The organism is Arthrobacter sp. GAS37 (genome assembly GCF_044908325.1).
Lineage (GTDB): Bacteria > Actinomycetota > Actinomycetes > Actinomycetales > Micrococcaceae > Arthrobacter > Arthrobacter ramosus.
This window is the reverse complement of record NZ_JBIYDB010000012.1, coordinates 23,845-42,001: the sequence shown is the minus strand read 5'-3', so window position 1 is coordinate 42,001 and position 18,157 is coordinate 23,845. Positions and strand designations below refer to the sequence as shown.

18 protein-coding genes are annotated in these 18,157 nt (G+C 65.0%); 10 read left to right on the top strand and 8 right to left on the bottom strand.

Annotated elements, in window-relative coordinates; all coding sequences use genetic code 11:
• The first annotated feature begins 18 nt into the window (after positions 1–18).
• Positions 19–549, top strand: coding sequence for a hypothetical protein (locus tag ABH924_RS11980; RefSeq protein ID WP_404499057.1), 531 nt, complete (start codon positions 19–21; stop codon positions 547–549).
• A 53-nt stretch (positions 550–602) separates the two neighbouring features.
• Entirely contained in the window at positions 603–2,012 is a 1,410-nt protein-coding gene (locus tag ABH924_RS11975) for an aldehyde dehydrogenase family protein (RefSeq protein WP_404499055.1), read from the top strand.
• A gap of 59 nt (positions 2,013–2,071) precedes the next feature.
• Here the strand turns inward: ABH924_RS11975 and ABH924_RS11970 are convergent, their stop codons facing one another.
• Positions 2,072–3,223, bottom strand: coding sequence for a low temperature requirement protein A (locus ABH924_RS11970; RefSeq protein ID WP_404499053.1), 1,152 nt, complete (start codon positions 3,221–3,223; stop codon positions 2,072–2,074).
• 1 nt (position 3,224) lies between these two features.
• The gene (locus ABH924_RS11965) at positions 3,225–3,695 is read right to left on the bottom strand and encodes an META domain-containing protein (protein WP_404499051.1); all 471 of its coding nucleotides are present in this window, start codon (positions 3,693–3,695) and stop codon (positions 3,225–3,227) included.
• 275 nt (positions 3,696–3,970) lie between these two features.
• On the opposite strand from ABH924_RS11965, the gene ABH924_RS11960 reads away from it, so the two are divergent.
• Positions 3,971–4,195 carry a hypothetical protein gene (locus ABH924_RS11960; RefSeq protein WP_234753697.1) on the top strand — a complete coding sequence of 75 codons (225 nt, stop codon included), beginning with the start codon at positions 3,971–3,973 and terminating at the stop codon, positions 4,193–4,195.
• Between the two features lie 108 nt (positions 4,196–4,303).
• On the top strand, positions 4,304–4,570 hold the full coding sequence (locus ABH924_RS11955) for a hypothetical protein (RefSeq protein ID WP_404499048.1): 267 nt from the start codon (positions 4,304–4,306) through the stop codon (positions 4,568–4,570).
• A gap of 608 nt (positions 4,571–5,178) precedes the next feature.
• On the opposite strand, the gene araA is transcribed toward ABH924_RS11955, so the two are convergent.
• From araA to ABH924_RS11935, 4 genes are all read right to left on the bottom strand, one after another.
• On the bottom strand, positions 5,179–6,699 hold the full coding sequence (araA, locus tag ABH924_RS11950) for an L-arabinose isomerase (RefSeq protein ID WP_404499046.1): 1,521 nt from the start codon (positions 6,697–6,699) through the stop codon (positions 5,179–5,181).
• Between the two features lie 35 nt (positions 6,700–6,734).
• Positions 6,735–7,439, bottom strand: a complete 705-nt coding sequence (locus ABH924_RS11945; RefSeq protein WP_404499044.1) for an L-ribulose-5-phosphate 4-epimerase — start codon at positions 7,437–7,439, stop codon at positions 6,735–6,737.
• Positions 7,436–9,160 carry a ribulokinase gene (gene araB / locus ABH924_RS11940; RefSeq protein WP_404499042.1) on the bottom strand — a complete coding sequence of 575 codons (1,725 nt, stop codon included), beginning with the start codon at positions 9,158–9,160 and terminating at the stop codon, positions 7,436–7,438. The genes ABH924_RS11945 and araB overlap by 4 nt, the downstream gene beginning before the upstream one ends.
• Before the next feature lie 120 nt (positions 9,161–9,280).
• Positions 9,281–10,291 carry a LacI family DNA-binding transcriptional regulator gene (locus ABH924_RS11935; RefSeq protein ID WP_404499040.1) on the bottom strand — a complete coding sequence of 337 codons (1,011 nt, stop codon included), beginning with the start codon at positions 10,289–10,291 and terminating at the stop codon, positions 9,281–9,283.
• Between the two features lie 138 nt (positions 10,292–10,429).
• Here ABH924_RS11935 and ABH924_RS11930 point away from each other — a divergent pair, with 138 nt between their 5' ends.
• The 3 genes from ABH924_RS11930 (at position 10,430) to ABH924_RS11920 (ending at position 12,970) form a co-directional block, all read left to right on the top strand.
• Entirely contained in the window at positions 10,430–11,485 is a 1,056-nt protein-coding gene (locus ABH924_RS11930; RefSeq protein ID WP_404499038.1) for a zinc-dependent alcohol dehydrogenase family protein, read from the top strand.
• Positions 11,486–11,599: 114 nt separating this feature from the next.
• A complete protein-coding gene (locus ABH924_RS11925; RefSeq protein ID WP_404499036.1) occupies positions 11,600–11,956 on the top strand; it encodes a trehalase-like domain-containing protein in 357 nt (118 codons plus the stop codon).
• A 15-nt stretch (positions 11,957–11,971) separates the two neighbouring features.
• Entirely contained in the window at positions 11,972–12,970 is a 999-nt protein-coding gene (locus tag ABH924_RS11920) for a zinc-dependent alcohol dehydrogenase family protein (RefSeq protein ID WP_404499034.1), read from the top strand.
• 139 nt (positions 12,971–13,109) lie between these two features.
• Here ABH924_RS11920 and ABH924_RS11915 read toward each other — a convergent pair whose 3' ends face one another.
• On the bottom strand, positions 13,110–13,472 hold the full coding sequence (locus ABH924_RS11915; RefSeq protein ID WP_404499032.1) for an SPW repeat protein: 363 nt from the start codon (positions 13,470–13,472) through the stop codon (positions 13,110–13,112).
• 179 nt (positions 13,473–13,651) lie between these two features.
• The gene (locus ABH924_RS11910) at positions 13,652–14,047 is read right to left on the bottom strand and encodes a hypothetical protein (protein ID WP_404499030.1); all 396 of its coding nucleotides are present in this window, start codon (positions 14,045–14,047) and stop codon (positions 13,652–13,654) included.
• A 55-nt stretch (positions 14,048–14,102) separates the two neighbouring features.
• Here ABH924_RS11910 and ABH924_RS11905 point away from each other — a divergent pair, with 55 nt between their 5' ends.
• The 3 genes from ABH924_RS11905 to ABH924_RS11895 are packed head-to-tail and all read left to right on the top strand — an operon-like array spanning position 14,103 to position 18,119.
• Positions 14,103–15,107: a sugar ABC transporter substrate-binding protein gene (locus ABH924_RS11905; protein WP_404499028.1), complete on the top strand. Its 1,005-nt coding sequence runs from the start codon at positions 14,103–14,105 to the stop codon at positions 15,105–15,107.
• Positions 15,108–15,115: 8 nt separating this feature from the next.
• Positions 15,116–17,233 (top strand): ATP-binding cassette domain-containing protein, encoded by a 2,118-nt coding sequence (locus ABH924_RS11900; protein ID WP_404499026.1) that lies wholly within the window; start codon positions 15,116–15,118, stop codon positions 17,231–17,233.
• 10 nt (positions 17,234–17,243) lie between these two features.
• Entirely contained in the window at positions 17,244–18,119 is an 876-nt protein-coding gene (locus ABH924_RS11895) for an SDR family oxidoreductase (protein ID WP_404499024.1), read from the top strand.
• Positions 18,120–18,157: the final 38 nt, after the last annotated feature.

The following is an 18,157-nucleotide window of genomic DNA, read 5'->3' as shown; positions in this document are numbered from 1 at the left end:
TGATGATCGGTGAACAACATGCACACAATCCTTTCGATGGTCATGCTGGCCTGCTGCGCCTTGGGGATCTGGAGCCCGATGCGCGAAGGCCTGTTCAGGAACCTCAGCCAGTGGGGACCGATGGCACTCATGCTGGTGGCGATGGCGGATACGACCGTCGGGCCGGGCATTGTTCCGGGCGTCGTGTGGGGCCTGCTGCTGCTTCTCACTTCACCGTTACCGCTCGTGCTCCTGCCCAAGGATCGGCGCGGCGGCATGGAAATACACCGCTCCTTGTCCATGGTGGCCATGTTCGCCATCCTCGTCACGACCCTTCCCTCCGCCGCCTCATCGAGTTCAGTACACCCAACACACGGGCATTCAGGACTTGGCGGAGCGAACCCGGTCCTGGCAGTTGCCCTCGCGGCATCGGTCATCGCCTACTCGATCGTCTTGGCGGCCCGAGCGCTTCGACGAAACGGCCGTGGACACGGTCGTCACCCGTCCGCATCGCTTGAGGCCATCTCTTCGGCTGGCGCCTTGGGCGCAATGATCCTGATGGCCGTCTGACCCCAAGTACCTTGTCCTTCGAAACCAATACCAACTCAGAGTGGAGTAAACCCTTGGAAAGCTACGACGCCCTCCTGGCTTCAATCACCCCGACCACCGGCGAAACCCGGACCATCCTCGACCCTGCCACCGGCACCGCTGTCGGCGAGGCTCCCGTTCACACCGTCGAGGACCTTGAACGCGCCATCGCCGCCGCCCAAGCGGCCCAGCCTGCGTGGGCTGCGCTGGGCCACGACGCCCGGTCCGCCGCGCTCCTCAAGGCCGCCGACGCCGTCGAACGCTCCGCCGAAGAACTCGCCCACCTGCTCTCCCGCGAGCAAGGCAAGCCGCTCAACGGCCCCAACGCCCGCTTCGAAGTCGGCGCCTGCGCCGCCTGGCTGCGCGCCACCGCCGGCACGCCCCTGGACCCGGAAACCGTGGTGGACGACGGCGAAACCCGCGCCGAACTGCACTACCGGCCCATCGGCGTCGTCGGCGCCATCGGCCCCTGGAACTGGCCCATGATGATCACCATCTGGCAGATTGCCCCCGCCCTGCGCATGGGCAACGCCGTCGTCGTCAAACCCTCCGAATACACACCCCTGTCCGTCCTCGCCCTGGCGGCCGTTATCAACGAAGAACTCCCCGAAGGCCTCCTGACCGTGGTGTCCGGCGGCCGCGACGTAGGCGCACGGCTGGCCGAACACCGCGCGATCGGCAAGGTCATGTTCACCGGCTCCACCGCCACCGGCAAGGCGATCATCCGCTCCAGCGCGGACACGGTCAAGCGCCTCACCCTCGAACTCGGCGGGAACGACGCCGGCATCGTCCTGCCCGACGCCGACCCCAAGGCCATCGCCGAAGGCCTCTTCTGGGGCGCCTTCATCAACACCGGCCAGACCTGCGCCGCGCTCAAGCGCCTCTACGTCCATGACTCCCTCTATGAGGCAGTGTGCTCCGAGCTCACCGCCGTTGCCGCCGCGATGCCCATGGGGGTTGGCCTGGACGAGGCGAACGTGCTGGGCCCGCTTCAGAACCGGGCGCAGTACGACATCGTCGCCCGCCTCGTGGACGCCGCCCGCGATTCCGGCGCCCGGATCCTGCTCGGCGGCAACCCCGACGACGGCCAGCCCGGCTACTTCTACCCCACCACCCTCGTGGCCGACATCGACAACGACAACCCGCTCGTGGCCGAGGAACAGTTCGGCCCGGCCCTGCCCATCATCCGCTACAGCACGGTCGACGAGGCCATCGCCAAGGCGAACGCGCTCGACGTCGGACTCGGCGCCTCCGTCTGGTCCTCCGATCCCGCGGGCGCCCGCGATGTCGCCGCGCGGCTCGAGGCCGGCACGGTCTGGATCAACAAGCACGGCGCCGTCGACCCGCGTATCCCCTTCGGCGGCGCCAAGCAATCCGGCTACGGCCTCGAATTCGGCGTCGAAGGCCTCAAAGCCCTCGGCGTGCCGCAGATCATCAACGGGTAGGCCAGACCCAACTGGATCGCAGTTGTTGTCGTTTTGAGGCCCCAGAACGACAACAACTGTCAGCCAGTTGGGGTTTTGCGGCGTCGCCTTTGAATCTCGACGTAGGCAGTGACAAGGAGCAGGACAATCACGGCGAGGGCCAAAACGGCAGCGCCGGGAACCGCAGCGCTCACCGGTATGAGCAAGATGGCGATCACCACTGTGGGCACAGCCCATGGCAGTACTGCGCGCAGAGGCTGACCGTAGCGAAGCGACACGATCGCATTGCACGCATAGAAGAGGGCCAGGCCTCCGCCGAGCGAAATCCCGGAACCGAGCGGCAAGTGCTCGAAGGGTGCTGGAATGGCGGGGGGGGGGGGCCCCCCCCCCCCCCCCCCCCCCCCCCCCGCCCCCACCACCAGAAGGAACGGCATGAACAAGGTGGTCTGAAGTATCCCGGCAAAATCGGACCGGGCTTGTAAGCGCTCGAGCCCCGCGGCGATGGTCCCGGTGCCGTACTGGAAGAACGCCCAGCCGAGCAAGGCAACAACGAGGAATCCTAGCCCGCCGACCAGTCCGGCGCCCGGCCCCCAATCATTAGACACCTCAGTAACGATCGTGAATATGGACTCGCCGAGGACAATGATGACGAACAAACCAAGCCGCTCGGAAGCGTGCTCGATGTTGATGCCACCGATGCCCCGGTCAGGCCAAAGTCGGGCGCTAACCGCCACCATGCCAACCTCGACGACGATCGCGGCAGCCCACAGAATGACAGCGATGTGGAGCGGCAAGGAGGCCGAGATGAGCCAGAGGACGGCCGTGCCGCCGTTGTAGATCCAAATGCGCCACGGAGTTTCGGAGGAATTTTCGCGGTGCTGGTACAGCCACAAGATCAGCAGGACAAGGCGTATGGCGGCATTGGCCAGCGAAAAGGCCCAGGCCCGTTCGCCAAAGGCCCCGGGCGCCGCGGCGGCCATGACGCTCGCCGCTGCCATGGCAGCGAGCATCGCGATGCCGAGCGCCCGGGACGACAAACCGGGCAGCAGGTTGACGACGGAAACAATGTTCACCCAAGCCCACCACGCCGGAAAGAAAAGCAGGACGAAGGTACCGAATTCTGCCCATCCAGGATCGCCGTGGAGACCCCGCGCAAGTTGCCCGACGAAGGCCACAAAGACGAGGCCGAAGAACAGTTCCATCCAGTGCACGCGGCGAGGGTCACGGGCCACCTTACTTGCCTTTGAAAGTGAGCGTGTCGGTGCCGCTCTTCCAGTTGAGCGTGCCTTGGCTGAATGACATTTCAATAGGCCTGTTCAGGAAATCCACAAACCACTGTTGCTGCGTCCCGGCATCGCTGATGCACCCCATGGCGCCGATCCCAAGTTCCCCCACTACCAAGGTGTTCCCCGTGATTGTGGCCGGTCCGCTGACCGGGGAGCAGGGAGTTTTCGCGGTGACGTAGAGGGAGCCATTCACGGAACTCAATTGCACCGTGAGTCCCCCTGATGCCGCCCAGGGCAGCTCAACGCCGTCGGCTGTTCCGGCGATACTGACGTACGCCCGGCAGGGAGCCGATGGCAGGAATGCTGCGCAAGTCTCCCGCGGAGGCGTAGTCGTCACGCGGGACGCGCGGACGGTCTCAGGAGGCGTGGGTCCGGCTGTTCCCTGCTCGCGCCCTTGCGTGGACGCACACGAAGTCATGGCCGTTCCAATGAGAAGCAGGAGAATCAGCTTTCGTTGCAAACAACTTTTGCGCTTCATTGTGCCCCCCTGGTAGATGAACGCTTCAGCGGTGCCCCGCGGCTGTCAGGAGTCTATGCCCGGGCTGAGGCAAAAGGCCCGCCATTACTCCAGTTCCTCTCGCTGCGCCTCTGCGACGGCACCCACAAGGCCTGAGATAATGGCATTTGTAATGCATGAATACGCTTTGCAAACAGCGTCCTACGGGCAGGAAAAGTTGGGGGCAAGTAAAGGCAATGGATTCGGAACCCGCACAGCCAGAGGTCAACCCGCGATTCAGCAACACCCGGAAACAGAATACCGAGCTTGCTATCCAACAACTCCGGGACGGCGGGTTCACCACCATTCAGATAGATGAATTCGTCGAGACGCTGCACCGTATGGAGGCCGACGAGTCGATACTAGCGCCCCTGACAAATGCCCTGTTCGCCATGAACGTCTCAGTCCAGTGGCTGATGTAGCGACGATTCTCCCCCTCACCTGCCTCCCGTCTCCTGGACGGCACTGAACCTCGGCTGACTTTGTTGAATTGCTCAGAAGCCAAGCGACATCCCGGTCCGAAGACCGGGATGTCGCGCTTCTTTGCAGCACTGCGGACTGAACCTCTTTTGGCGGCCGCCGCCTGGTGGGACGATTTTGATATGAGCGAAAACGAAGACCAAAAGCTCGCGTCCCCGGCTACCGGCCATTACCTTCCCAGGGAAAAAGGCATTCCCGCGGAGGAATATGAACACCCGACCACTCACCAGATGCGCATCATAGGTCAGCGGCGGACCGAAGCGGAAGCCAAGCTTGAGCGGCAACAGCGCGAGGCTCGGAGCAAATTCCACGAATAAGGAGACCGCTTAGGCAGCCGGCGCCGAGTCGCAGTCTTCGCCTGGTGCCCGCCTGGTGACTGGAACTCTCGGACGTTCAGTGGGCCAAGACGTGAGCCGAGACCAGGGACCCGATCGTGCGTCCAACGCAGCGAGCGGAAGCACGCTGTGGATAATGTAGTCGCACGCCGCCGGGCCTATCATCACCAGATCCTCGCACAGCTCTCCGCGGTGTCCGGGAGCGATGCCGGCCGCCCGAAGGCTGGCCCTAAACGTCCTGGCTCTCACGGGTTCCGCAGCTTTAAGTCCGCACCAGCTGATGTACAGACCGTACAGTTCTTCGAAGCTGAGGCCGTCCTCTCCGGAATTCCGGGAGACGCACTCATTGAGGAAATTATCCAGCGGTACTTTCGTCATCGTTGCCCCCTGCGCCTTGGCAGCTCAACGGCTGCGTTTCCATAGCTACAGCTAACAATGTGATCCAAAACAAGGAACCTACCTGAATACACAGAAACTTAAGGGCGTCGGTTGCCCTTGTCAACTAGATATTCAGGCTTGATGGCGCGGCAGGACCGCATCCCGCCCATGGGGGTATGGGCTTCCCTCGGCGAGCCGGAATTCCTCGCCGTTCACAGTCCGCCGGCGAGTTTGTAGTAGGCGGCGTTCCAGGCCAGTTCCTTCTTGAACTGTTTGATGGTGGTGCCGTCGTCGATGGTGAGCAGTTCGGTCCGGGCGATCTCGGAGAAATCCTCAAGCACGTCCATGCCCACCTGCGTGGAGAGCACGGTGTGGTGGGCGGCGCCCGCGGTGAGCCACGCGGCGGCGGAGGTGGCGAAGTCGGGCTTGGGCTCCCACAGGGCCCGGGCGACGGGGAGGTTGGGCAGCGGTTCTGGGAGGTCGACGACGTCGACGGCGTTCGCGACGAGGCGGAAGCGGTCGCGCATGTCTGAGAGTGCGACGACGACTCCGGGCCCGGCGTCGGTGTCGAAGACCATGCGGACGGGGTCTTCCTTGCCGCCGATGCCCAGCGGGTGGATTTCCACGCGCGGCGTGGCCGCGGTCAGGGAGGGGCAGACCTCGAGCATGTGCGCGCCGAGGATCTTCTCCTGCCCCGGGGTCAAGTGGTAGGTGTAGTCCTCCATGAGGGAAGCGCCGCCCGGCAGCCCGGCGCCCATGACCTTCGCGGCCCGGACCAGGATCGCGGTCTTCCAGTCGCCTTCGGCGCCGAAGCCGTAGCCGTCGGCCATGAGCCGCTGCACGGCCATCCCGGGAAGCTGCCGCAGCGCGCCCAGGTCCTCGAACGACGTCGTGAACGCGGCCGAGCCGTTCGCTTCCAGGAAGGACCGCAGACCGAGTTCGATCCGGGCGCTGTAGCGCAGCGAGTCGTGCCGGGCACCGCCGGCGCTCAGTTCGGGGGCGACCTCGTAGAGGCGCTCGTACTCCGCGACCAAAGCGTCGACGTCGGACTCCGGCGCGCCGTGGACGGCGTCAGCGAGTTCGTTCACGGACCAGGTGTTGACCGAGACGCCGAAGCGCAGCTCGGCTTCGGTCTTGTCCCCTTCGGTGACGGCGACGTTGCGCATGTTGTCCCCGAAACGGGTCAGCTTCAGGGACCTGACGGCGGCCCAGCCCGCCGCGGCGCGCTGCCAGGCACCCACCTGGCGCGTGACCTCGGGGTTGGAGACGTGCCCGACGACCGTCTTGCGCGGCACGCCGAGGCGGGACTGGATGTAGCCGAATTCGCGGTCGCCGTGGGCCGCCTGGTTCAGGTTCATGAAATCGAAGTCGATGTCCGCCCACGGCAACTCGACGTTGGCCTGGGTGTGCAGGTGCAAGAGGGGCTTGCGGAGCAGGTCCAGGCCCTGGATCCACATTTTGGCGGGGCTGAAGGTGTGCATCCAGGCGGTCACGCCGATCACGGCGTCATCGGAGTTCGCCTCGAGCGCGGTGCGGCGGATCGCGTCCGCATCCGTCAGCACGGGCTTCCAAACGAGCTTGACGGGAACAGCGGAGGACGCGTTCAGAGCGGCGGCGATCTCCTGCGACTGGGCGGCGACCTGCTTCAGGACGTCCTCGCCGTAAAGGTGCTGGCTGCCGGTCAGGAACCAGACTTCGTAGTGGTCGAGGGAGGTGTTGTTGGCGATGGGCATGGGTTTCTCCTTGAAAAGTTCATTGGTGCCGCTGGTCAGCGGCCGTACACGTTCTGGTAGCGGTCGTAGAGGGACTCGATCTGGCCGGCGTCGATGGGAAGCGGCTCACCGAGCTGCCGGGAAATATGGACCGTACGGGCCACTTCCTCGCACATCACAGCGGCCTTGACGGCGGAGCGGGCATCCTTGCCGATGGTGAACGGGCCGTGGTTCTGCATGAGCACCGCCGGTGAATGGGAGGCACGGAGCGTGTCAACAATGCCGCGGCCGATCGAATCGTCCCCGATCAGCGCGAACGGGCCCACCGGGATGGTGCCGCCGAATTCGTCCCCCATCATGGTCAGCACGCACGGGATCGGCTCCCCGCGCGCGGCCCAGGCCGTGGCGTAGGTGGAGTGCGTGTGGACGACGCCGCCGACGTCGGGCATGTTCCGGTAAACATAGGCGTGGGCGGCGGTGTCCGACGACGGCGACAGCGTCGGGTTGCCCCATTCACCGTCGATATCGCCCGCCACGGGAACCCCATGGAGGTTGGTGACCACCATGGACCCGGGCGTCAGCGCATCGTAGGGAACCCCGGACGGTTTGATCACCATCAGCTCATGGCCGGGGACGCGCGCAGAGACATTGCCCGCGGTCCAGACCACGAGTTCGTACCGTGTCAGTTCCGTGTGCAGCGCGCAGACCTCCCTGCGGATCCGCACGATGGCTTCAACGGTGTTTACCGTCGTCGCGCTCATGCGGATGCACCAACGGCAAGGAGTGTTTTGCTGGCATTGCGTTGGATTTTCTTGAGCCGGTGCATGACCTCGTTTGCTCCCCTGCCGAAGTAATCGTGGAGGGTGCGGTATTCGCGGAAGAGTTCCTCGTAGGCGGCGACGTTTTCCGGGATCGGCGTGTAGACCGCGCCCGGTTCGGATCCCATGGCGGCGGCGGCCTCCCGGATGTCCGGATACTCCCCCGCGGCGACGGCGGCGTGGATGGCCGAACCCAACGCGGGGCCCTGGGAGGAGCCGATCGTCGAGAGCTGCAGGCCGGTGATGTCGGCGTAGATCTGCATTAGCAGCGTGTTCTTCAGGAGCCCTCCGGCCACGATGAATTCCTTCACCGGGACGCCCGAGTCGCGGAAAGCGTCCACGATGGTGCGGGTGCCGAAGGCCGTGGCCTCCAGCAGCGCCCGGTAGATGTCCTCCGGGCGCGTTGCCAACGTCTGGCCGACCATAACACCGGAGAGTTCGTGGTCCACCAGGACGGAGCGGTTGCCCGAGTGCCAGTCCAGGGCGATCAGCCCGTGTTCGCCGATCTTCTGGGTGGCGGCGAGTTCGGTGAGGTATTCGTGGATGCCCAGGCCTGCCGCCTCGGCAGTTGCGTGGTATTCGGGCGGGACGCCGTACCGGGTGAACCAGCCGAAGATGTCGCCGACCCCGGACTGGCCGGCTTCGTAGCCCCAGAGCCCGTCCACGATCCCGCCGTCGACCACCCCGCACATGCCCGGCACTTCGCGCAGGACCTCGGCGTTCATGACGTGGCAGGTGGAGGTGCCCATGATCGCGACGAGCTGTCCCGGTTCGACGGCCCGGGCCGCCGGGGCCGTGACGTGGGCGTCCACGTTCCCGACGGCGGCGGCGATGCCCTCCGGCAGGCCCGTCCACGCGGCCGCTTCGGCCGTCAGGTAACCGGCGGCATCGCCCAGCCGGCCGATCGTGTGTTCGAGCTTGCTGCTGACGAAGTCCTTGAAGTCCGGGTTCAGGGCGGCGAGGAACTCCTCGGACGGGTATGCGCCGTCCTGGTAGATGCCCTTGTACCCTGCGGTGCAGGCATTGCGGACGTAGTTTCCGCACAGTTGCCAGACGATCCAGTCCGCGGCCTCGACCCAGTGGTCCATCGCGGCGTACGCGTCCGGGTCCTCCTCCAGGAGCTGGAGGCCCTTGGCGAACTCCCATTCGGAAGAAATGAGCCCGCCGTAGCGCGGCAGCCACGACTCACCCCGCTCGGCGGCGAGTGCATTGATGCGGTCCGCCTGGCCTTGGGCCGCGTGATGGCGCCACAGTTTGACGTAGGCGTGCGGCCGGTTGGCGAAGCCGGGGAGTTCGCTCAGCGGGGTGCCGGCTGCCGTGACCGGCACCATGGTGCAGGCCGTGAAGTCGGTCGCGATCCCGACGACGGCGGCCGGATCGATCCCGGCCTCGCGCACCGCTGCGGGAACCGCGTGACGCAACACGTCCCTGTAGTCTTCGGGCACCTGCAGCGCCCATTCCCCCGGAATCCGGGCAGCCGTTCCATCAGGTACATCCGCCAGATCGGCCGGCAAAGCCCCGGTGATGACCGCGTGCGGATAGTCGAACACGCCGCTGCCCAGTTCCTTGCCGTCCCGGACCCGCACCACCACGGCCCGGCCCGAGAGCGTGCCGTAGTCCACGCCGATGACATAGTGTTCGTTGCCGTCCGCTGCGACGTCCATGAAAAATCCTCCAATAACCAGCCCGCAGCCTTGCGGACTGGTTCAATTGTGAGCGCTAACAATTCCGGCGTCAAGGTGTGGTCGTCAAGGGCCGGCTGGCCCGCGTGAATCAAAAGGTGCTCAGGCGCGGGCGGAAGTGCTTCGGCGGACCACCAGCTCAGGCTCCACTACGGTGGTGCCGATGTTTTCCCCGTCCTCGATGCCGCTCAGCATGAGGTCCATGCAGCGCCGCCCGAGTTCTTCGAAGTCCTGGCGCACCGTGGTCAACGGCGGCGTGAAATAGCCCGATTCGGGCTGGTCATCGAAACCCACCACTGAAACGTCCTCAGGCACCCGGACGCCGGCCTCGTTGAACGCACGCAGCAGGCCCAAGGCCATCTGGTCATTCCCTACAAAAAGCGCAGTGGCAGTCTTTTCGCCGGCGAGCTTCCTGCCGATGTCGTATCCGCTGCCCGCGCTCCAGTCCCCCTCCACGAGCAAGTCATCCTCAAGCCCGGCAGCGCGCAGGGCCGCGCTCCACCCTTCGGCCCTGGCCACACCGTCGATCCAGTCCTGCGGGCCGGCCACGTGCCCGATCCGGCGATGTCCCTGCTCAATCAGATGCCTGACGGCCAATTCCGCGCCGCGCCTCTGGTCCACCATGGCTCCCCCCACGGAAGCTCCGCCCAAAGAACCCACGGCCACCACGGGAACCCCGGGGTTCACTTCGGCCAACGCCAGCAGGGTTTCCGAATGCGGCACGATCACCACGATCCCGTCCACGGACTGGTCCAGGAAATGCCGGACCGCATCAAGAATCGCCTCCCGGCTGACCGCCCTCAAAGCTGCGATGCTGACGAAATACCCGGCATCCTTCGCGGCCTGTTCAACCCCTAGCAGCGTATTTGCCGGGCCGTATTGCGCCAGCTCGCTTGCCAAGACGCCGATGGTCTGTGAACGGCGGGTCACGAGGCTCCGCGCAGCAGTATTGCGCCGGTAGCCCAGCTCGGCGATGGCCGCCTCGACGCGCTCCCGGGTGCCCTTGCTGACGTTGGGGTGGTCGTTGATCACCCGGGACACAGTCTGGTGCGAGACTCCCGCCCGTTCCGCCACGTCCTCAAGCCGTGGCAAGCGCCCGCTGGTATTTGTCATGGAGCTATTCTGCTCGACGCGGAGGTCAAGCGGCGAGCTGCCGCGCCTCACCCGGCTGAGCTACCGGTCAGTACAAGACCACGGTCATGCCGGGGATAGACTCGATCCAAGCCCACCAACCACCATTTGAGGAGCCCCATGCGCGCCACCATCATCCACGGCCCAGGCGACATCCGCGTTGAAGACCGTAACTACCCCACGGTCCAGCTGCCCACAGACGTCATTGTCAAAGTCACCGCCTCCTGCGTCTGCGGATCGGACCTGTGGCCGTACCGCGGCGTGAAGCCTACTCACCAGCCTTCGGCCATCGGACATGAATTCATCGGCACGGTGGAAAGCAAGGGCGACGACATCACAGCCTTGGCGGTCGGCGACTTCGTCATCGCTCCCTTCCTGGTCAGCTGCGGCGCCTGCCCGCAATGCTTGAACGGCGTCACGGTGGCCTGCGATCATTTGGCAGGTTGGGGCGGCAAAGATGACAGCGGGCACGCGATCGACGGCGGCCAGGGCCAGGCCGTGCGGGTACCACTCGCAGAGTCCACCCTCGTCAAAGTTCCTGGGGTCACGGAACCCGACGACGCTCTCCGGGCGAGCTTGCTGACGCTCTCCGACGTGATGGCGACCGGCCACCACGCCGCCCTTGCGGCGAAGGTCGGCCCCGGCAGGACCGTCGTCGTCGTCGGCGACGGCGCAGTGGGGCTCTGCGGCGTGCTCGCAGCGAAGCGGCTCGGAGCCGAACGAATCATCGCGATGTCCCGGCACGCCGACCGCCAGGCGATTGCCCTCGAGTTCGGGGCCACGGACATCGTCGCCGAGCGTGGCGGCGACGGCGTAGCCAAGGTCCGCGAGTTGCTTGGAGGCGTTTTGGCCGACTCCGTCCTGGAGTGCGTCGGGACCAAGGAGTCCATGGATCAGGCACTGCACAGCGTCCGCCCGGGCGGCGCCCTCGGCTTTGTTGGTGTCCCGACGGGCGGAGCCGAAGCCCCGCTGCGCTACTTGTTCGACACGAACATTTCGATTGCCGGCGGAATGGCTCCGGCCCGCACGTACATCCCGGAACTGCTCGCGGACGTGCTTGACGGCAAGATCAATCCGGGCCGGGTCTTCGACACCGTGATGCCGCTCGAGGAAGCGCCCGAGGCCTACCGCGCCATGGACGAACGGCGCTCCATCAAGGTCCTGCTCACCCCCTGAGGGCACGGACTGAACCCGGAGATTCAGGCCGGATGGGTGGACTGTGGCGTGGGCGCGGGAACGGCGAGAGAATCCATATAGGAAGCCTGGCCTGAACCCAAAGGAGTGAACAAAATGATCACTGGTGCCGAAGCGCGCCCGGTGGTTAATCACGAGGGGTATTTGCCCATCGAGGATCATGGACTTATCGGCGACGGGTCCACGTGCGCTTTGGTGGGGCGCGACGGGGCAATTACCTGGCTTTGCCTGCCGGAATTCGACAGTCCCCCGTTCCTGGCCGGGATCCTTGACGCGGATTCGGGCGGCCGTTTTGAAATAGCCACTGTCCATACTCTGGCATCTTCCCAGCGCTACACCGAGGATTCCTGCGTGCTGGTCACGTCCCTTGTGTCCGATCGTGGCGTGCTGCAGGTGACGGACGGACTCACGCTGCGTGCGAACGCCGGCTCCACCGCGCAGAATCAGCGCTAGCTGCGAGGCAACCCGATGCGTGCATGGTGGGTCCGGGAACCAGGCTCGATTGAATCCCGGCCGCTTTTTTGGGGCGAACGGCCCGATCCGCAACCGGGGCGGCGGGAGCTCCTGGTCGGCGTCCGAACGTGTGGTGTCTGCCGCACGGATCTGCATCTGGCCGAGGGCGATCTCGCACCTCGCAGGCCGAACGTTGTACCCGGCCACGAAGCGGTGGGAATAGTCAGCGAAACCGGTGAAGGGTGTGTGAGGTTCCGGCGCGGTGACAGGGTCGGAGTGGCCTGGCTAGGGGGAACCTGCGGGAGCTGCCAGTATTGCCGCCGTGGCGACGAGAATCTCTGCCTCTCCCCCACCTTCACCGGATGGGACAGGGACGGCGGCTATGCCGAACAACTCACGGTGTCGGAGGATTTCGCCTACGCCATCCCGCAGCAATTTTCGGACGAGCAGGCGGCCCCTCTATTGTGCTCCGGCATCATCGGGTACCGGGCGCTCAAACGGGCCGAGCTTCCGCCAGGTGGCCGGCTGGGCATCTATGGTTTCGGAGGATCTGCCCATCTCACGGCGCAGATGGCGCGCCACCAGGGGGCCGAGGTCTACGTGATGACCCGTTCGGAGGCGGCCCGCGAACTGGCGCGTGAACTGGGCGCCGTGTTTGTGGGAGACGCGTACGATTCCCCGCCGGACCGGCTCGACTCGGCGATACTTTTTGCCCCCGTCGGGGACCTCGTTCCTGTTGCCCTCAAAGCGCTGGACCGTGGCGGGACCCTCGCCATTGCAGGCATCCACGTGAGCGACATACCGCCCTTGAACTATGCCGCCGATCTCTTCAATGAGCGTCAGCTCCGTAGTGTTACCGCCAATACGCGGGCGGACGGCGAAGAGTTCTGGTCCCTGGCAGCGGAGATTCCGCTGGCTCCCACCACGATGGCGTATCCATTGATCGAGGCCGATAGGGCGTTACAGGATTTGGCCGCCGGGCGCATCACAGGGGCAGCCGTCCTGAAAGCCTGAGCTGCGTATTTCACGGGTCACGGTCGGGATGGCGGAGCAAACGATACCGGAGCAAGAGACGGCGATCGGCGGGTCCGATGACGGCCCGCCGGTCGGTATTACCGCTGTTCAGCGTTTCAACACGTCAGCGCTCAGCACGTCAGTGCGAAGGGCTGACCATGTGATGCCGGTGTTCCTCGGTGCTGGGCTTGATCGCCATCGCGGTGACGACGAGCGCCACCAGGCCAGTGATCCAGGATGTCCAGGCGACTCCGGCTTGCGTGGAGTAAGAGCCTAGCCACGGAGAAAGGAACAGCAAGGCACCGAAGGCTGCCTGCACCCACTCCATAACCGGCGTTCCGGGCATGGCCAGATTGATGACACCGCTAACGATCAGCAAAGCGCCGAACACGACCATCAGGGCAGCCGACGAGCCGGCCGCCATGGTCCAGATGACCGACAAAGCAGCATAGAGACCGGCGACAACCGTGACCCAATCCTGCCATCGCGTCCATTTCTTCATTGAACCCACCTCTGTTATGTGGACTGCATCCCGGGGCATCGAGCATGTACTCCGGTATTGATGTAACAAAATCCGCACGCAGCTACTTCCCGAAGAACGCATGTGGGATTGGTCTGCCGTCGTCGAATCCTGCCGCGCACGAAGCCTTGCTAAGAGCGGACTTCCGGTCTACAACGTAGTCATAGAGCAACATCGACGAACATGTCCGGCGTCGCCGGCACGTCCGTCCAGAGAGGACCCCGTGATATCGAGTCGCTGGTCGTAAAGTCGCCAGTCAGCTCGGTGCTGACATATCGACGTCCGTTGGTGAGAACCGCCGTGGCCTCCGGCGTGGACCTGCGTCCGGCGCCAACGCCCAGGTTCCGGCCCGACCCCGCCAGGTCGCTTGCAGTCGAAACCAACGGAAGGAAAGAAATGTTAAACATGAGGGTCCCGGCACGAGGCGCCGGAACCGCCTTCATTGCAACCCTCGCTATCACGGCACTCGCCGCCTGCTCGAGCACGAGCACATCGCCTTCGCCGAGCGCCACGAGTTCCGGAGGAGCCGTACCGCAGATCTCTGCGGATGCGTTCACGGCCGATTTCTCGGCGATGAAACAGCTCACGTCGCTCGCTTCACAAGGCAAAGGGATGGTCGGCGTTCTGTTGCCGGACACCACCACTTCCGCGCGATACGTCACTTTCGATGCCCCGTACCTGAAGAAGGCCTTCGAAACCGCGGGTCTGGACTCATCCAAGTTCAAGATCGACAATGCGCAGGGCAGCGCAAGCACGATGCAGACGCAGGCCGAAGCTGACATCACGGCCGGAGCATCCGTGCTGCTTGTCGACGCCCTCGACTCCGGTTCGGGCGCAGCGATCGAGGCGGCGGCCAGCGCGCGCGGCGTCAAAGTGATCGACTATGACCGGCTCGTCAAAGGCGGGGCAAAGGATCGCACCTACGTGAGCTTCGACAACGTCAAGGTTGGTCAGCTGATTGGCCAGGGCGAGATCACGTGCATCGCAGACTGGAAAGTCACCAAACCTAACATCCTGATCATGGATGGCGATCCGACCGACAACAACGCGAAGCTGTTCGCCGAAGGCTATAACGGCGTACTCAAGACGCACTTCGACAATGGCGAATACGTCAACGTAGGAGAGCCGGCAGGTACCTGGACACCGTCAGTGGCACAGACGACGTTCGCCCAGCAGTACACCGCCCACCCGAACATCAACGCGGTGGTCACGCCTAACGACGACAACGCCAATGCTGTGATCGCCTACCTGCAGAGCAAGCAAATTCCTGCCAAGACTTTCCCGACGACGGGGCAGGATGCGTCCTTGTCCGGCCTGCAGAACATCCTGAAGGGGTTCCAGTGCGGAACGGTGTACAAGCCGATCTACTTTGAAGCCCAGGCGGCCGCCGCAGCAGCGCTCTACCTGCGGGCCGGCGTGACCGTTCCGTCAACCCTCGTAAACGGCAAGACCACAGACGACACCGCGAAGTCCGACGTCGGATCGGTCCTGCTGACCCCGCTGTGGGTGACCACGAAGAACATGGCGGACACGGTGGTCAAGGACGGTGCCGTGACGAGTTCTTCGCTGTGCATCTCGCAGGTGAAGGACGCGTGCACTGCGGCAGGTATCCAGTAGTTCGAACAATGAGTGAGTTGATAACCCCGGACCCGGTCGGCGCCGGTCCCCTGCTCCGGCTGGAGGCCATCGACAAGAACTTCGGGCCGGTGCAGGCACTCGTCGACATCACCCTTGAGGTGCCGACCGGCAAAGTAACTGCGCTTGCCGGCGACAACGGCGCGGGCAAATCGGTATTGATCAAATGCGTCGCCGGCATTCACACCCCCGACGACGGGCAGCTGTTTTGGGAAAACAAGCCAGTACGGTTGAACTCGCCGCACGAGGCCGCTGCGCTCGGCATTGAGACCGTGTACCAGGACCTGGCCCTGTGCGACAACCTCGACATCGTGCAGAACCTGTTCCTCGGCCGCGAACGCCTGCGCCGTTTTCTCCTCGATGAAGAGAGCATGGAGATCACGGCCCGGGAGACGCTCGCGAGCCTGGCCGTGACCACCGTGCGATCCATCCGGCAACCCGTCGCATCGCTGTCCGGCGGGCAACGCCAGTCCGTGTCGATCGCGAAGTCGGTGCTGTGGAACTCCAAGCTCGTCATTATGGACGAACCGACGGCAGCTCTCGGCGTCGCACAGACCGAGGTTGTCCTTCATCTCATTCGCCAGCTCGCAGACCGCGGCGTTGCCGTCATCGTCATCTCGCACAACATGAACGACGTGTTCGAGGTCGCAGACCGCATTGCCGTGCTCAGGCTCGGGCGGCTTGTTGACGTTCGGCCCGCCACGGAAATGGACCGGCAGATCGTGGTCGACCTGATGACCACGGGGTTCTCCGATCGGGCAAGGCCGGAGCTCGCGCCGTCACCGCCGTCGAAACGCCCGCTCACTGCCGCCAAGGGGCCGCTCCCCTCCGCGGCAGTTGCCCTCCAGGACGAGCCGACCACCGCAGCCGCGGCGCGGAAGGCCGCACTGGCGTTGAACCCGGACATCACCGCGACGTCGCTGCCCGAATACTTCCGTGCGGCCCTGGCGCGGGTCCGGGGCGGCGAGAGCGGAGTGCTGCCGGTTCTCGCGGGCCTGTTGCTGATCTCTGTACTGTTCCAATCGCTCAACCCGAACTTCCTGACGCCCGGCAACATGGTGAACCTCCTCATCCAGGGTTCAGTTTTCATGCTGCTGGCCATGGGCCAGGTCTTCGTGCTCCTGCTCGGCGAAATCGACTTGTCCATCGGGTACGTCGGCGGTGTGGGAGGCGTCATCATGGCCGAACTCGTCCAGGAGTCGACAGGCTGGCCGTGGTGGGCGGCGATCGCCGTCGGGCTGATTAGCTGCGCCGGGATCGGGTTGCTTCATGGCACGATCATCACCCGTCTCGGACTCCCGTCGTTCGTCGTGACACTTGGCGGCCAGCTCGGCTGGCTTGGCGTGATGCTCATCATCCTCGGCAGCGGCGGCGTCGTGCCCATCAACGACAACGTCATCAACAACATCGCGAGCGGCAACCTCAGCCCGGTCACCAGCTGGATCCTGATGCTCGTCGTCGTCGGAGCATTCAGCACCTGGACGTGGCTGCGGGACGCCCGTCGGCGCAACACCGGACTTGTCGCGCCGCCCGCCAGTGTGAGCGCCCTGAAGATCGCAGCGGTGCTCGCCGCGGGTGTGGCCATCGTGTGGCTCTGCAATACGGACCGCGGCACCCTGGTCGAAATCAGCGGCGTGCCGTGGGTGCTTCTCGTGGTGCTCGGAGTCCTCGCCGTCTGGACGTTGCTGCTCGGGCGAACCCGGTTCGGCCGCTACGTCTACGCTATTGGCGGCAACGCCGAGGCCGCACGGCGGGGCGGCGTGAACCTTGCGCGCATTCGCACCCTCGCCTTCATGCTCGCCTCGTTCACCGCAGGGATCGGCGGAATCGTCTACGCGTCGCGGCTCCGTTCCGTCTCGACGTCGTACGACGGCGGCACGCTGGTGCTTTACGCCGTGGCGGCCGCGGTAATCGGCGGGACCAGCCTGTTCGGCGGCCGCGGCAAGGTGCTGCACGGGGTCCTGGGCGGGCTCGTGATCGCCACGATCGATAACGGCATGGGCCTGCAGGGCTACAGCGCACCCGCCAAGTACGTCGTCACGGCGCTGGTTCTCGTCGCGGCCGTGACGATCGACGCCGTCGCGCGCCGCGGGCGCTCACGGACGTAAGGAGGCAACTATGACGGACTCCGGACCAGTGCTTGTGGTCGGCGGCACCGGGATGCTGGGCAGCCAGGTGGTGTCCAGGCTGCTACGGGGAGGAAAACAAGTCCGCGCCTTGGTGCGGCCCGGTTCGGATGCGAGCCGCCTCGAGGAGCTAGGGGCCACGATCGCCCGTGGCGACATGATGGATCCCGGGTCGCTTGTGCACGCCATGGACGGCGTCGACGCTGTGATCACCTCAGCAGCGGGATACACTCACCATCGGGAGGGAGACAGCCCCGTCATCGACACGGTGGGCAACACCAACCTCGTCGATGCAGCCAGCCGCGCAGGTGTCCGCAGATTCGTCCTCACCAGCATCCTCACTTGCGATCAAACACCGGATGTTCCGCACTTCTGGCACAAGAAACTGACCGAGGATCGCCTGGAAGAACTCGGGGTCCCGTTCGTGGCGCTGCGTCCGGGCGCTTTCCTTGAGCAGATCACTCGCTTCGGCGACCCCTTCAGCGAGGGGCGGCTCACGTCGTTCGGGTCTCCGGGCGTTCCCCTGACGTACGTGCTTGCCAGTGACCTCGCCGGGTATCTTGCGGCAGCAGTCGACGCGAGCGGAGTAGAAGGGCAGCGTATCGACATCGGTTGGGACCGGCCGGTAAGCATGCAGGACATCGCCGATATCTCCGCCCGGATGCTCAGCCGACCGATCCAGCTCGTCGTCAGCCCGATCAGCCCGGTCAACCCGATGGCGAAGGACCTTGGGGCGATGATCGACTGGTTCGGGACCGGCCGCTACGTCGCCGATACCTCACGACAACGCGAAGTCTTCGGCCCACCGCCAACAGCGGAGGACGCCGTCGCGCGCCTGCTCACCAGCCTTGGGCACACGCTTGACTAAGCCGGGCCCGACGGCGACCGGACGGGGCCGCCTGTTAA